We start from the raw sequence: 14,207 nt of genomic DNA on the forward strand, positions 1-14,207 counted from the left end.
CCTCGGCGGGCCGCTACACCCGATTGCGGCGGCCCGCTGCGCCCGACTCCGTCGGGCTGGCGACCGCCGCTAGCCCGGCCAGGGCCAGCAGATGCTCGGTCTCGGGGCCTTTGACCAGCGCGGCAGCTTCCATCGGAGAGGTGGGCCCGATTCCGAACGAGGGGCAGTCCTTGGCCAGCACGCACACCCCGCAGGCCGGCTTGCGGGAGTGGCAGACCCGTCGGCCGTGAAAAATCACCCGGTGGCTGAGCAAGGTCCATTCCTTGCGTTCGATGAGCTCACCGACCGCGTGCTCGACCTTGACCGGGTCTTCCTCGCTGGTCCAGGCCCAGCGTCGCACCAAGCGGCCAAAATGGGTGTCCACGGTGATGCCCGGGACCCCGAACGCGTTGCCCAGGATCACGTTGGCGGTTTTGCGCCCCACCCCGGGCAGGCGCACCAGCTCGTCCATGGTGTCGGGCAGTTCGCCGTCGAAACGTTCCACCAAGGCCTGGCCGAGGTTGATCAGAGAGGCCGCTTTGTTGCGATAGAAGCCGGTGGGCCGAATCAGCTCCTCCAGCTCGGTGCGGTCGGCCTGGGCGTAGTCCAGCGCGGTGGGGTATCGGGCGAACAACGCCGGCGTCGTCAGGTTCACTCGCACGTCGGTGCACTGCGCCGACAGCACGGTGGCGACAGCCAACTCCAAGGGATTGGTGAAGTCCAACTCGCAGTGGGCGTCGGGAAAGGCCTGCGCCAGAGTCCGATTCATCCGACGAGCGCGCCGGACCAGTCCGGTCCGGGTCTCGGTCCGCGCCGCGCTGGGCGCCTTGTCCACCGTCACCTCCGACAGGGTACTAATTTGTGACCCTAACGAGACTTTGCCCATGTTTACTGACGACTTGTGTCCTGGTTGCTGATCACCGCCATCCCGACGCTGCTGATGCTGTCGGCGGTCGGGCTGGAACGCATCGAAACCGGGTTGAGTCAGGTGGAGAAGGCGAATCCGCAGTTTCCCCCGAATCGGCGTACCAACCGTGTGTAGCGTTGTAACCTCGCTTGACGCCTAGCTCTAGACTCAGGTGGCTGGCCGGGTAGCGGCCCGCACTTACGATTTCAAACCTTCATCAAAAACATCTAAGGGGCATCGTGGACGAGATCCTGGCGAGGGCCGGAATCTTCCAGGGAGTTGAGCCCAGCGCCGTAGCAGCGCTGACCAAGCAGCTTCAGCCCGTGGACTTTCCGCGCGGACACACCGTGTTCGCCGAAGGAGAGCCCGGCGACCGGCTGTACATCATCGTCTCCGGGAAAGTGAAGATCGGCCGGCGTTCTCCTGATGGCCGGGAGAACCTCCTGACCATCATGGGTCCCTCGGACATGTTCGGTGAGCTCTCGATCTTCGACCCTGGTCCCCGGACCTCGAGCGCGACCACCATCACCGAGGTGCGCGCGGTCTCGATGGACCGTGACGCCCTGCGGTCGTGGATCTCCGATCGGCCCGAGATCGCCGAGCAGCTGCTGCGCGTGCTGGCCCGCCGGCTGCGCCGCACCAACAACAACCTGGCCGATCTGATCTTCACCGACGTGCCCGGCCGGGTCGCCAAGCAGCTGCTGCAGCTGGCGCAACGGTTCGGCACCCAGGAAGGCGGGGCCCTGCGGGTCACCCACGACCTGACTCAGGAAGAGATCGCCCAGCTGGTCGGGGCCTCGCGGGAGACGGTGAACAAGGCGCTGGCCGACTTCGCCCACCGTGGCTGGATCCGGCTCGAGGGCAAGAGCGTGCTGATCTCTGACTCCGAGCGGCTGGCCCGCCGGGCGCGCTAGTCGCGTCACTCACGTCGAAACCGACGTTTTGCAGAGTTCTACTCGCACTTTCGCTGCAAAACGTCGGTCTCGACGCGGGGTTCTTCAGCTCCGCAAGTAGTTCAGCTGGGCCTGCACCGACCATTCGGCGGCACCCCACAGCTCTTCGTCGACGTCGGTGTAGACGTATTCGACGACCTGTCGGGCGGTGGCGTCCTCGCCCAGCGCGACCAGCGCGGAGCGCACCTGGTCGAGCCGCTGTTCGCGGTGCTCGAGGTAGCCGCTGGCCACCGCCTCGATGTTGGGCAGCTCCGGTCCGTGCCCGGGCAGCACCGTGCGTCCACCCAGGCCGCGCAGGCGCCGCAGCGAGTCCAGGTAGCGCGTCAGGTCGCCGTCCTCGGAGTCGATGACCGTCGTGCCGCGCCCCAGCACGGTGTCGGCGGTCAGGACGGCGTCGTCCAGCACGAACGACAGCGAGTCCGCGGTGTGGCCCGGGGTGGCAAACACGGTGATCCGCAGGCCAGCCGCGTCAATCACCTGACCATCGGTCAACCCGCCGCCGAGCCGGCGCTGAAATCCGCTCCCCGCGGAGTACACCGGTGCCCCGACGGCGTCCACCAGCTTGTCGATGCCCTCGGTGTGATCGAAGTGCCGGTGACTGATCAACACCAGGGCGATCCGGCCGACGTCAGCCAGCCGGCCGATGTGCTCGTCATCGTCAGGCCCCGGGTCAACGATCACCACCTCGTCGCTGCCCCGGCCACGCAACACCCAGGTATTGGTGCCATCCAGGGTCATCAGCCCGGGGTTGTCGGCCAGCAGCACCGACGCGGTCTCGGTGACCGGCCGCAGCCGACCGTACGCGGGATGACTGGCCGACACCGCTGCGCTACTCCGCCGCGGCCTTCAGCTCGACGATCAGTTCGACCTCCACCGGCGCGTTCAGCGGCAGCTCGGAGACCCCGACCGCGGAGCGGGCGTGCTTGCCGGCATCGCCGAACACCTCACCCAACAGCTCGGAGGCGCCGTTGACCACGGCGGGCTGCCCGTTGAAGTTCGGCGCCGACGCGACGAATCCGACCACCTTGACCACCCGAGCCACGGCATCGAGCCCGACCAGGGCATCCACGGCGGCCAGCGCGTTCAGAGCGCAGATCCGGGCCAGCGCGTGGCCCTCCTCCGGGCTGACCTCCGCGCCCACCTTGCCGGTGCGCGGCAATTCGCCGGCCTGCATCGGCAACTGCCCGGAGGTGTAGACGAGGTTGCCGGTGCGCACCGCCGGCACGTAGGCCGCCAGCGGCGCCACGACGCCGGGCAGCGCGATCCCGAGTTCGGTCAGCCGGGCCCGCCAGCTCATCGCGGACGCTTCAGGAAGGCGATGAGCTGCTCACCGGAAGGCCCCGGCAGCACCGACACCAACTCCCAGCCGTCTTCTCCCCATTGGTCGAGGATCTGCTTGGTGGCGTGCGTGATCAAGGGGACGGTGGCGTACTCCCAGACCGTGCGTTGACTCATGGCAGCGAGCTTATCGCTAGGACGCCCAAGTACTTGGTTAGCATGCAGTGGTGACAGCCACATCCAGCAGCGAGCCGCTTCTCGGCTGGCCTTCGCGATTGACGAAGGCCCGGCTGCATTTCGTGACCGGCAAGGGCGGTACCGGCAAGTCGACGGTTGCGGCCGCACTGGCGTTGTCGCTGGCAGCCGGCGGGCGGCGGGTGCTGCTGGTGGAAGTCGAAGAGCGCCAAGGCATTGCGCAACTCTTTGACGTGCCGCCGCTACCCATCACCCCACTCAAGGTCGCAACCGCCGAGGACGGTGGGCAGGTCGACGCGCTAGCGATGGATATCGAAGCCGCGTTCCTGGAATACCTGGACCTGTTCTACAACCTGGGGATCGCCGGGCGGGCGATGCGACGCGTCGGTGCGGTCGAGTTCGCGACCACCATCGCGCCCGGCCTGCGCGACGTCATCCTCACCGGCAAGATCAAGTACCACGTGATCCAGACCGATAAGAACAACAAGCCGATCTACGACGCGATCGTGGTGGACGCGCCGCCGACCGGCCGGATCTCCCGGTTCCTCGACGTCACCAAGGCGGTGTCGCAGCTGGCCAAGGGCGGCCCGGTGCATTCGCAGGCTGACGGCGTGGTGAAGTTGCTGCACTCCGACCAGACCGCCATCCATCTGGTGACGCTGCTGGAGGCCCTGCCGATGCAGGAGACCCTGGAGGCCATAGATGAGTTGCGGGCGCTGGACCTGCCGATCGGCAGCGTGATCGTCAACCGCGACATCCCCGCACACCTGGACCCCGCGGACTTGGCCAAGGCCGCCGAAGGCGTCGTCGACGCCGACGCGCTCCGGGCCGGACTGTCCGCGGCAGGGATCACGCTGAGCGACGACGACTTCGCCGGCCTGCTGACCGAGACCATCCAGCACGCCACCCGCATCAGCGCCCGGACGGAAACGGCCGAGCAGCTGCAGCAGTTGGACGTGCCGCGCCTGCATCTGCCGACGATCACCGACGGGGTCGACCTCGGCAGCCTCTATGAACTTTCCGAGATCCTCGGCCAACAGGGGGTTCGATGACACCCGACACGACCGGCAAGCCACTGGCGCTGGACTTGGCGACAATCCTGTCCGATACCGCCAATCGCGTGGTGGTGTGCTGCGGCGCCGGCGGCGTCGGCAAGACCACCACCGCCGCATCGATGGCGCTGCGGGCCGCCGAATATGGCCGCACCGTGGTGGTGCTGACCATCGACCCGGCCCGTCGGCTGGCGCAGGCGCTGGGCATCGAAGACCTGGGCAATAACCCGCAGCGGGTACAGCTACCTGCGGAAGTGCCGGGTCAGCTGTACGCGATGATGCTCGACATGCGCCGCACCTTCGACGAGATGGTGACGCAGTACTCCGGCCCGGAGCGGGCCGAGGCGATCCTGGGCAACCAGTTCTACCAAACGGTCGCCACCTCGCTCTCCGGCACGCAGGAGTACATGGCGATGGAGAAGCTCGGCCAGTTGCTGAGCGAGGACCGTTGGGATCTGGTGGTCGTCGACACCCCGCCGTCACGCAACGCCCTGGACTTCCTGGACGCACCCAAGCGGCTGGGCAGTTTCATGGACAGCCGGTTGTGGAAGTTGCTCTTGGGCCCCGGGCGGGGCATCGGCAAGCTGGTCGCCGGTGCGGTCGGCCTGGCGATGAAAGCGCTGTCGACCGTGTTGGGTTCGCAAATGCTTTCCGACGCAGCGAATTTCGTGCAGTCCCTCGACGCCACCTTCGGCGGCTTCCGGGAGAAGGCAGACCGCACCTATGACCTGCTCAAGCGCCGCGGCACCCAGTTCGTAGTGGTGTCGGCAGCCGAACCCGATGCGTTGCGGGAGGCGTCCTTCTTCGTCGACCGACTCTCCGAAGAGCACATGCCGCTGGCCGGGCTGATTCTCAACCGCACCCACCCGATGTTGTGCGACCTGCCCATCGAGCGCGCTATCGACGCGATCGAGACGCTGCAGGAGCCCGGCACGGCCCTGCCCGAGGGGACGAAGGCACTCACCACGGCTGCGCTGCAGATTCACGCCGAGCGCGGCGCCACCGCCAAGCGTGAGATCCGACTGCTGTCACGTTTCACCCGGGCCAACCCGCGGGTTCCCATCGTGGGGGTGCCGTCATTGCCGTTCGACGTCTCCGATTTGGAGGCGCTCGGCGCGATCGCCGACCAGCTGACGGCGAAGAAGTAGAAGTAGAAGCGAAGAGAGACTCAGCCCGGCGTCAGCCGGCGTCACGCTGCTTGCGCTGAGCGGCGAAGTACTCGCGCCAAGACGTCACCTCGGGGTGCTGCTTGAGCAGTGCCCGGCGTTGCCGCTCGGTCATGCCCCCCCACACGCCGAACTCGACCCGGTTGTCGAGGGCGTCGGCCAGACACTCGAGGACGACCGGGCAGTGCCGACAGATCACCGCGGCTTTGCGTTGTGCCGCACCGCGTACGAAGAGTTCATCGGGATCCGCACCGCGGCAGACGGCTTTGGAAACCCAGGCGATTCGGCCCTCGTCCTGCACGCCGCGCAAGACGGCTCGGGGGGCTTGGGATGCTGAAGCCGTTGGCATGCTGGTGTTGTGAACCGCTGTCCCTGCAACAGACACTGACGATCCTCCGTCCCGGCCGCCGCCGGCAGCCACCTATTCAACATCGGCGCCGACCGACACATTGCGATCTACGCCACATCGTGTCATCAGTGTTACCTGAATCGCACTTGATGTCCAAGTTAGGTGGTCAGGTGCTGTCTGCGCAACAGGTTGATCGGCACTTTTTTGGGACGACCGTGCAGTCCGATCATGATCTGCGCGACGGTCAGCAGTGGGACCGTCGGATGAACCGCCCTTTTTTGACGCCTACGTCAGTTAAAGCGGCCTTGCGGTTCCCGCGGCGTTGGGGGTCCTAGGCGAGCACCACTGCTACCGGGGGCAGGGTTGATGGCAGTGGCCCCCATCGCCCGGCTCCGCCGCGCTTGCGACCACCGCTAGTGTGTAAGCCATGTCGGAGCGCCCCCCGACCGGCCCTACTGTGCTCAAACTGGCCGGGTGTTGTCTGCTCGCCGCCGTGTTGCTCGCGGCGCTGCTGTTTCCCGTCGCCGGCGGTATCGGCCTGATGTCCAACCGCGCCTCCGACGTGGTGGCCAACGGGTCGGCCCAGCTGGTCAGCGGTGACGTGCCCGCGGTATCGACGATGGTCGACGCCAAGGGCAACACGATCGCGTGGTTGTACTCGCAGCGCCGGTTCGAGGTGCCCAGCGACAAGATCGCCGACACGATGAAGCTGGCGATCGTCTCCATCGAGGACAAACGGTTCGCCGAGCACAGCGGGGTGGACTGGAAGGGCACGCTGACCGGGCTGGCCGGCTATGCCTCCGGAGATATCGACACCCGCGGCGGCTCGACGCTGGAGCAGCAGTACATCAAGAACTACCAGCTGCTGGTCCTGGCCCAGACCGACGCCGAGAAGCGTGCCGCGATCGAGACCACTCCCGCGCGCAAGCTCCGCGAAATCCGGATGGCGCTCACCTTGGATCGGACCTTCACCAAGCCGCAGATCCTGACCCGCTACCTCAACCTGGTGTCATTCGGGAACAACTCGTTCGGCATCCAAGATGCCGCCCAGACCTACTTCGGTGTGGACGCCGTGGACCTGAATTGGCAGCAGTCGGCCCTGCTGGCCGGAATGGTGCAGTCGACCAGCACGCTGAACCCCTACACCAATCCCGAGGGTGCGCTGGCGCGACGGAACCTGGTGCTGGACACGATGATCGAAAACATCCCCGGCGAGGCCGACGCGCTGCGCGCGGCCAAGCAGGAGCCGCTGGGCATCCTGCCGCAGCCCAACGAGCTGCCGCGGGGCTGCATCGCGGCCGGCGACCGGGCCTTCTTCTGCGACTACGTGCAGGAGTACCTGACGCGGGCGGGGATCAGCAAGGAGCAGGTGGCCCGCGGCGGCTACGTCATCCACACCACGCTGGACCCCGACGTGCAGGCCCCGATCAAAGAGGCGATCGACAGCTTCGCCAACCCCAACGTGCAAGGCATCGCCAGCGTGATGAGCGTGATCAAGCCCGGCAGTGACGCGCACCCGGTGCTCGCCATGGCCAGCAACCGCACCTACGGGCTCAACGCCGACCTCGGCGAAACCATGCGGCCGCAACCGTTCTCACTGGTCGGTGACGGCGCCGGGTCGATCTTCAAGACATTCACCGTGGCCGCGGCGCTGGAGATGGGCATGGGTATCAGCGCCGATCTCGAAGTGCCCGGCCGGTTCCAGACCAAGGGCATGGGATCGGGCGGCGCCAAGGGCTGCCCCAAGGAGACCTGGTGCGTGGTCAACGTCGCGCCCTACCGGTCCCCGATGAACGTCTCCACCGCGCTGGCGACCTCGCCCAACACCGCGTTCGCGAAACTGATCTCCCAGGTCGGCGTCGGCCGCACCGTGGACATGGCGATCAAGCTAGGCCTGCGCTCCTATGCCGATCCGGGCACCGCCCGCGACTACGACCCGGACAGCAACGAGAGCCTGGCCGACTTCGTCAAACGGCAGAATCTGGGCTCGTTCACCCTGGGCCCGATCGAGGTCAACGCGCTGGAGCTGTCCAACGTTGCCGCCACCTTGGCCTCCGGTGGGGTCTGGTGCCCGCCGAATCCGATCGACAAGGTCTTCGACCGCAACGGCAACGAGGTGGCTGTGACCACCGAGACCTGTGAGCGAGTGGTTCCTGAAGGGCTCGCGAACACGATGGCCAACGCCTTGAGCAAGGACATCCAAGGCGGCGGCACCGCGGCGCCGGCCGCCGGTTCGGTGGGCTGGGATCTGCCGATGGCGGGCAAGACGGGCACCACCGAGGCGCACCGCTCGTCGGGTTTTCTGGGCTTCACCAACCGTTACGCGGCGGCCAACTACATCTTCGACGATTCCCTCTCGCCCGGAGATCTGTGCTCGTTCCCGCTGCGGCACTGCGGCGACGGGGACCTCTACGGCGGCAACGAGCCGGCCCGGACCTGGTTCGCGGCGATGAAACCGATCTCCACCGAATTCGGCGACGTCATAATGCCGCCGACTGATCCGCGGTATGTCGATGGCGGCCCCAACTCACGGGTGCCCAGCGTCACCGGCCTGGACGTGGACGCCGCCCGGGCTCGCCTCAAGGAAGTCGGATTCCAAGTCGCCGACCAGCCGAACTGGGTCAACAGCAGCGCCCGTTCGGGGGCCGTGGTCGGCACCTCACCGAATGGTCAGACCATTCCCGGCTCGATCATCACCATCGAGGTCAGCAACGGCATCCCGCCGCCACCGCCACCGCCGCCGGACGGCCTGCCGCCGATCGGACCGGTGGGTTCGACGGTGGTGGAGATTCCCGGGTTGCCGCCGATCACCATTCCGCTGCTGCCGCCCCCTGCGCCGCCGCCGTAACCGCGGTAGCGCGCTGTGGGCGCAGTAGTCTGAACGCCATGGCTCCTTCACCTGCCCTGACCCGGTCCGTCGTCGCCGCTTCGGCGGCGCTCGGGCCGGCGGCTCTCGCGATCGGATACGGCGCGCTGGTCGAACGCAACGCGTTCGTGGTGCGCGAGGCGACGATGCCGGTGCTGGCGCCCGGCTCCGCACCGCTGCGGGTCCTGCACATCAGCGACATCCACATGCGTCCCGGGCAGCGCCGCAAGCAGGCCTGGCTGCGGGAACTGGTGCGCCTGGAGCCCGATCTGGTGGTCAACACCGGCGACAACCTTGCACATCCGAAGGCGGTGCCGGCGGTGGTGCAGGCCCTGGGTGACCTGCTGTCGGTGCCGGGCGTATTCGTGTTCGGCAGCAACGACTACTTCGGTCCGCGGCTGAAGAACCCGGCCAAGTACCTCACCAAGCCGACGCATCGCATCCACGGCGTCCCGCTGCCCTGGCAGGATCTGCGCGCGGCCTTCACCGAACGGGGCTGGCTGGACCTGACCCACAACCGTCGTGAATTCGATGTGGCCGGCCATCGGATTGCCGCGGCCGGTGTCGACGACCCGCACATCGAGCGGGACCGCTACGAGACCATCGCCGGCCCGGCCGACCTGACCGCCGACCTACGCCTGGGGCTGACCCATTCGCCGGAGCCACGCGTGCTGGACCGGTTCGCCGGCGACGGCTACCAGTTGGTGATGGCCGGCCACACCCACGGCGGCCAGCTGTGCGTGCCGTTCTACGGCGCACTGGTCACCAACTGCGGGCTGGATCGCTCCCGGGTCAAGGGGCCCTCGCAGTGGGGTGCGCACATGCGCCTGCACGTCTCCGCGGGCATCGGCACCTCACCGTTCGCGCCGGTGCGGTTCGCCTGCCGTCCCGAGGCCAGCCTGCTGACCCTGGTGGCGGCGCCCACCGGCGGTGACGACTCGCAACTCACCCGCGGCTCGACCCAGCCCTCCGTGTCGGCCCGTTGACCGGACGGATCGCCGATCACGGGCATCCACGGCGCTGGGCCGACAACGCGATCCGGCTGATCGAAGCCGACGCACGGCGCAGCGCCGACACCCATCTGCTGCGTTATCCGCTGCCCGCGGCGTGGGCCGCCGAAGCCGACGTGGCGCTGTACCTCAAGGACGAGACCACCCACATCACCGGCAGCCTCAAGCACCGGCTGGCCCGCTCGCTGTTTCTCTACGGACTGTGCAACGGCCGGATCGCCGAGGGCACCACGGTGGTCGAGGCGTCCTCGGGGTCCACCGCGGTCTCAGAGGCCTACTTCGCGGCCCTGCTGGGCCTGCCGTTCGTCGCAGTGATGCCGTCCTCGACCAGTGCATCAAAAGTGGCGCTGATCGAGGCGCAGGGCGGGCGCTGTCATTTCGTCGCGCATTCGGCCGATGTCTACGCCGAAGCAGAGCGGATCGCCGCCGACACCGGCGGGCACTACCTGGACCAGTTCACCAACGCCGAGCGGGCCACCGACTGGCGCGGCAACAACAACATCGCGGAGTCGATGTTCTCCCAGATGCGCGACGAGGCCCATCCGATCCCGGATTGGATTGTGGTGGGGGCCGGCACCGGCGGCACCAGCGCAACGATCGGCCGCTACATCCGGTACCGCCGGCACGCGACCCGGTTGTGCGTGGTGGACCCGGAGAATTCGGCGTTCTACCCCGCCTACGAGCAGTGCCGCTACGACGTGGTGGTCGAGGAATCGTCGCGGATCGAAGGCATCGGCCGGCCGCGGGTGGAACCGTCGTTCCTGCCCGACGTGGTGGACCGGATGGTGGCCGTGCCCGATGCCGCCTCGGTGGCCACGGCGCGGCACGTCAGCGCGGTGTTGGGGCGTCGGGTAGGCGCCTCGACCGGCACCAACGTCTGGGGAGCGTTTGCGCTACTGGCCGAGATGGTTGCCGACGGGCGCAACGGATCGGTGGTCACCGTGCTGGCCGACAGCGGCGACCGCTACGCCGACACCTATTACAACGACGACTGGCTGGCGCAGCAAGGGCTGGACCCGACGGCTGCGGCCGCAGTCTTGGCCGAGTTCGAGAGGTCCTGCCGGTTTGCGTTCGCCTGAGCCTGCTCTTCGGCTGCGTCGGGGTTGGTGGCGGCAAGCCACACCGCAGCCAGAGCGAAGAAACCGGCATACACCGCTCCGCCTAACAGCGTCATGATCTGACTCCCTTTGCGCTAAACCTTATTAGCCAGTCTGCCTAAGTCCGCCTATGTTTGCGAGCTCCACGCGCCGGATGTGGGGCGTTTCATGCTCCGGGGAGCTAGTGAGCTGCGCCTCGATGACGGTTACGCGGGGGATCGAAAGCGCGGCGAAGCCGGGCGCTGGGGGTCTCCGCTATCGGCACAGCCTGGGCGTTTGGGTGACCGGCGGCGCGGTGCGATACGCTGTCGTGGCTTCACACGGGGTGTGGCGCAGCTTGGTAGCGTGCTTCGTTCGGGACGAAGAGGTCGTGGGTTCGAATCCCGCCACCCCGACTCAGGTTGTTGCAGGTAGAGGGCTCTGACCGGTTATTCCGGTCGGGGCCTTTTTCCGTCGCGGTCCCCAGTATGCCTGTGATTTCATCCACCAGGCTTGGTCGCGTAGGTTCTCAGAGAACCAAATCCGAGAACGTAACGCAGCATTCAACGAAGGCCATCATGTCCGAGGATCAGAACACAGACGTTCCGCCGAATCACCTCTCAATCGATCCGCGCAGCGCCTTCTATGACGAAGAGGTGCTCCGCCGCGACGTGGGTATTCGCTTCAATGGCGTCGAGCGAACCAACGTGCACGAATACGACGTGGCCGAGGGCTGGGTGCGTGTGGAAGTGCCTACCGCCAAGGATCGCCGCGGAAATCCGATGGTCGTCAAGCTCAGCGGCACGGTTGAACCGTATTTCCGCGTAGCGGAATAGCCGACGCCCCTCGGTTACTGGCGCGGTTCTGACTTTGTCAGGCCGTGCCTGGTTGTATCGAATCCGGTCCACCGACTTCCTTGGCGGTAGACAATGTCTGCTGTGGACTTCCCGATGCGCTACGACCGGTGGTATCGGCCACTGGCGACCGTGTTCGGCCTGGGGCCCGGGCGGGCCAGCATCCGGGTGGCCGACGGACTACTGCACGTCCGCAGCGGATGGGCTTTCGCCATGGACATCGCCTTGAACAACATCGAATCCGCCCGGCCGGCACCGGAACGCATGTGGGGCTGGGGCGTCCATCAGGCGTGTAATGGCTGGCTGGTCAACGGATCCCGGCACGGTGTGGTCCAGATACGGCTCACCCACGGCGTCAAACCGAGCAAGGCACCGACGGCCGGCTTGTTCAACAGGCCGGTCCGCAGTCTCTACGTCAGCGTTACCGATCCCGACAGCTTCATCGCCGCGCTGACGGGTTGGCAGTTGCCCGCAACCGGTTCCTAGAGCCGTTCCGGCCCGGCTCCTGCCTGCCGGAACCGGCCTATGCTGGTGGTGTGATCGAAGCGGTACTCCCGTGGGCGCTTCCCGTCGTCGTCATTCTCGTCATCGTGGCGATCCTGATCGCGCTTTCGGCACATTTCAACCACGACTGAGCGGTGTTTGCGACTCGGCGACATCGAGACCGAAACTCGGCCCCGATGGGGCCAGGCCTGGACCGCCCTTCGGCGCTGGCTACATCACCGCAGGGCCTGTTCCGAAATTCCTTTGAGCGCTACCGCCTTGACCGCGCTAGAGCCGTTCACGGACCGCGGCCGACAGCCGCGAACCGTCGGCCTTACCCGCGGCAATCGCGGTGGCGGCCTTCATCACCTGGCCCATGTGCTTCATGTGCGGCCGCTCCCCGATCGCCTCGGCGACCTGCGCCAGCGCGGTGTCGACGACGTCGGCCAATTCGGCGTCGCTGAGCGGCGCGGGAAGGTACTCGTCGATGATCCGAGCCTCGGCGTGCTCTTCGGCGGCGAGGTCACCCCGGCCGTTCTGGGTGTAGATCGTCGCAGACTCCGCACGCTTGCGGGCTTCGCGCGCCAACACCTTCAGGACGTCCTCGTCGGTCAGTTCCCGGGCCTGTTTGCCAGCTACCTCTTCGGCCTGGATCGCAGCCAACAACATTCGCAGAGTCGCCGTGCGCAGCTTGTCCTGCGCCTTCATCGCCGCCGTGAGATCGGTACGCAACTGGGATTTGAGTTCCGCCATGCCCCATAACGCTACGCTCAGCCACATGGTGAATCCGCCTCCGCCGGGCTACCCCGGACCTGGTTTTCCGCCTCCCGGCTACGGCCCGCCACCGGGCTACGGCCCCCCGCCACCGGGCTACGGTCCCCCGCCCCCGGGTTACGGCCCCCCGCCCGGCTACAGCCCACCTCCTCCGGGCTACGGTCCCCCACCTCCGGGCTATGGCCCTCCGCCCGGCTACGGAGCACCTCCTCCGGGCTTCAGTTCCCCACCCGGCTACGGCCCGCCGCCCGGATACGGCGCCCCGGTGGGCTATCCGCAACCTGAACTCAAGCCCGGCATCATTCCGCTGCGCCCACTGAGCCTGACCGACATCTACAACGGCGCCGTGGGCTACATCCGGGCCAACCCGAAGACCGTGCTCGGCCTTACCGCCGTGGTGGTGGTGGCCACCCAGATCATCAGCGGAATCGCCCTGTTCGGCCTGCTGTCGGCGCTCGGCCCTTCAGGCCCGGGTAGGTCGTCGTCGGAGCTCTCCGGCGGTGATGTGGCGGCGTGGCTGACCGGTTCTGTCGGCGCGGCTATCGTGACCGCCCTGGGCACCATCGTGTTGACCGGCCTACTGACGGTGGTGGTCGGCCGCGCGGTGTTCGGGTCGCCGATCACCATCGCCGAAGCCTGGGCGATCGTGCGTGATCGCTTCGGTCCGCTGATCGGACTGACCGCCCTGATCGGCCTCGCCGCGGCGGTGCTGTGTGGTTTCGCGGCGGCCCTGATCGCGTTCGCCGAAGGCGCGGGCGGCACCGGCGCCGCAGTGTTGATCGCCGTGCCGATGGTACCGGCACTGATCGCAGCATTGGCCTACGGCTACACCGTGCTGGTCTTCGCGCCGACCGTGATCGTGCTCGAGCGCCAACCCGTGTTCGAAGCGATGCGCCGCTCGTTCTACTTGGTGCGCAACAGCTTCTGGCGAGTGCTGGGCATCATGGCCCTGACGGCCCTGATCGTCTCCCTGATCAGCAGCGCAGTGGCGTTTCCCTTCAACATCTTCGGGATGATCGTCACCCACGGCGCAGACGCCCTGACCGGCGGTGCACAGTTGGGCCTGTTCTCCCGGATCGGAACGACGATTGGTCAGATCATCGTGCTGCCCTTCAGCGCCGGGGTGTCGGTTCTGCTATACACCGACCGCCGCATCCGGGGCGAGGCCTTCGACCTGGTACTGCGAACCGGCGCCGCCGGTGGGCCGTATGTCGGCGGGTGGACTGACAACCTCTGGCTGACCCGGCCCCCGGGGTAAGGATCCC

At 67.2% G+C, this 14,207-nt stretch carries 16 protein-coding genes and 1 tRNA gene; 11 read left to right on the forward strand and 6 right to left on the reverse strand.

Going from position 1 to position 14,207, the window contains the following annotated elements; translation table 11 throughout:
- Positions 1-13: 13 nt before the first annotated feature.
- Entirely contained in the window at positions 14-748 is a 735-nt protein-coding gene (gene nth, locus MJO54_RS21535; protein ID WP_105295172.1) for an endonuclease III, read from the reverse strand.
- Between the two features lie 132 nt (positions 749-880).
- Here nth and MJO54_RS21540 point away from each other — a divergent pair, with 132 nt between their 5' ends.
- Positions 881-1,021 carry a hypothetical protein gene (locus MJO54_RS21540; RefSeq protein ID WP_165604556.1) on the forward strand — a complete coding sequence of 47 codons (141 nt, stop codon included), beginning with the start codon at positions 881-883 and terminating at the stop codon, positions 1,019-1,021.
- Between the two features lie 104 nt (positions 1,022-1,125).
- The gene (crp, locus tag MJO54_RS21545; RefSeq protein ID WP_013830875.1) at positions 1,126-1,800 is read left to right on the forward strand and encodes a cAMP-activated global transcriptional regulator CRP; all 675 of its coding nucleotides are present in this window, start codon (positions 1,126-1,128) and stop codon (positions 1,798-1,800) included.
- Between the two features lie 84 nt (positions 1,801-1,884).
- Here the strand turns inward: crp and MJO54_RS21550 are convergent, their stop codons facing one another.
- Genes MJO54_RS21550 through sp36 form a run of 3 tightly spaced genes read right to left on the reverse strand, consistent with a single transcriptional unit; the run spans position 1,885 to position 3,294 of the window.
- Entirely contained in the window at positions 1,885-2,661 is a 777-nt protein-coding gene (locus MJO54_RS21550; RefSeq protein ID WP_046285056.1) for an MBL fold metallo-hydrolase, read from the reverse strand.
- A gap of 7 nt (positions 2,662-2,668) precedes the next feature.
- Positions 2,669-3,136, reverse strand: a complete 468-nt coding sequence (locus tag MJO54_RS21555; protein WP_046285057.1) for a RidA family protein — start codon at positions 3,134-3,136, stop codon at positions 2,669-2,671.
- Positions 3,133-3,294, reverse strand: coding sequence for a Sp36 family protein (gene sp36, locus MJO54_RS21560; RefSeq protein WP_105295166.1), 162 nt, complete (start codon positions 3,292-3,294; stop codon positions 3,133-3,135). Before sp36 ends, MJO54_RS21555 begins: the two co-directional genes overlap by 4 nt.
- Before the next feature lie 47 nt (positions 3,295-3,341).
- Between sp36 and bagA the strand changes: the two genes are divergently transcribed.
- Both bagA and bagB read left to right on the forward strand, forming a co-directional pair.
- Entirely contained in the window at positions 3,342-4,364 is a 1,023-nt protein-coding gene (gene bagA, locus MJO54_RS21565) for an ATPase BagA (protein ID WP_046285058.1), read from the forward strand.
- A complete protein-coding gene (bagB, locus tag MJO54_RS21570) occupies positions 4,361-5,512 on the forward strand; it encodes an ATPase BagB (protein WP_046285059.1) in 1,152 nt (383 codons plus the stop codon). Before bagA ends, bagB begins: the two co-directional genes overlap by 4 nt.
- Positions 5,513-5,543: 31 nt before the next feature.
- Here bagB and MJO54_RS21575 read toward each other — a convergent pair whose 3' ends face one another.
- A complete protein-coding gene (locus MJO54_RS21575) occupies positions 5,544-5,879 on the reverse strand; it encodes a WhiB family transcriptional regulator (protein ID WP_046285060.1) in 336 nt (111 codons plus the stop codon).
- A gap of 427 nt (positions 5,880-6,306) precedes the next feature.
- Between MJO54_RS21575 and ponA2 the strand changes: the two genes are divergently transcribed.
- The 6 genes from ponA2 to MJO54_RS21605 all read left to right on the forward strand — a co-directional run bounded on the left by ponA2 (position 6,307) and on the right by MJO54_RS21605 (position 12,171).
- Positions 6,307-8,727, forward strand: a complete 2,421-nt coding sequence (ponA2, locus tag MJO54_RS21580) for a transglycosylase/D,D-transpeptidase PonA2 (protein WP_046285061.1) — start codon at positions 6,307-6,309, stop codon at positions 8,725-8,727.
- 38 nt (positions 8,728-8,765) lie between these two features.
- Positions 8,766-9,731, forward strand: coding sequence for a metallophosphoesterase (locus tag MJO54_RS21585; RefSeq protein ID WP_046285062.1), 966 nt, complete (start codon positions 8,766-8,768; stop codon positions 9,729-9,731).
- Positions 9,728-10,834 carry an L-cysteine desulfhydrase Cds1 gene (gene cds1, locus MJO54_RS21590; protein ID WP_046285063.1) on the forward strand — a complete coding sequence of 369 codons (1,107 nt, stop codon included), beginning with the start codon at positions 9,728-9,730 and terminating at the stop codon, positions 10,832-10,834. The genes MJO54_RS21585 and cds1 overlap by 4 nt, the downstream gene beginning before the upstream one ends.
- 339 nt (positions 10,835-11,173) lie before the next feature.
- Positions 11,174-11,247 (forward strand) — tRNA-Pro (locus tag MJO54_RS21595).
- Positions 11,248-11,409: 162 nt separating this feature from the next.
- Entirely contained in the window at positions 11,410-11,667 is a 258-nt protein-coding gene (locus MJO54_RS21600) for a DUF3297 family protein (protein ID WP_046285064.1), read from the forward strand.
- Between the two features lie 93 nt (positions 11,668-11,760).
- Entirely contained in the window at positions 11,761-12,171 is a 411-nt protein-coding gene (locus tag MJO54_RS21605; protein WP_046285065.1) for a hypothetical protein, read from the forward strand.
- 285 nt (positions 12,172-12,456) lie between these two features.
- Here MJO54_RS21605 and MJO54_RS21610 read toward each other — a convergent pair whose 3' ends face one another.
- Positions 12,457-12,921: a GatB/YqeY domain-containing protein gene (locus tag MJO54_RS21610; RefSeq protein WP_046285066.1), complete on the reverse strand. Its 465-nt coding sequence runs from the start codon at positions 12,919-12,921 to the stop codon at positions 12,457-12,459.
- Positions 12,922-12,946: 25 nt separating this feature from the next.
- On the opposite strand from MJO54_RS21610, the gene MJO54_RS21615 reads away from it, so the two are divergent.
- Positions 12,947-14,200: a hypothetical protein gene (locus MJO54_RS21615; protein ID WP_234821538.1), complete on the forward strand. Its 1,254-nt coding sequence runs from the start codon at positions 12,947-12,949 to the stop codon at positions 14,198-14,200.
- Positions 14,201-14,207 lie beyond the last annotated feature (7 nt).

Source organism: Mycolicibacter virginiensis, assembly GCF_022374935.2.
Lineage (GTDB): Bacteria > Actinomycetota > Actinomycetes > Mycobacteriales > Mycobacteriaceae > Mycobacterium > Mycobacterium virginiense.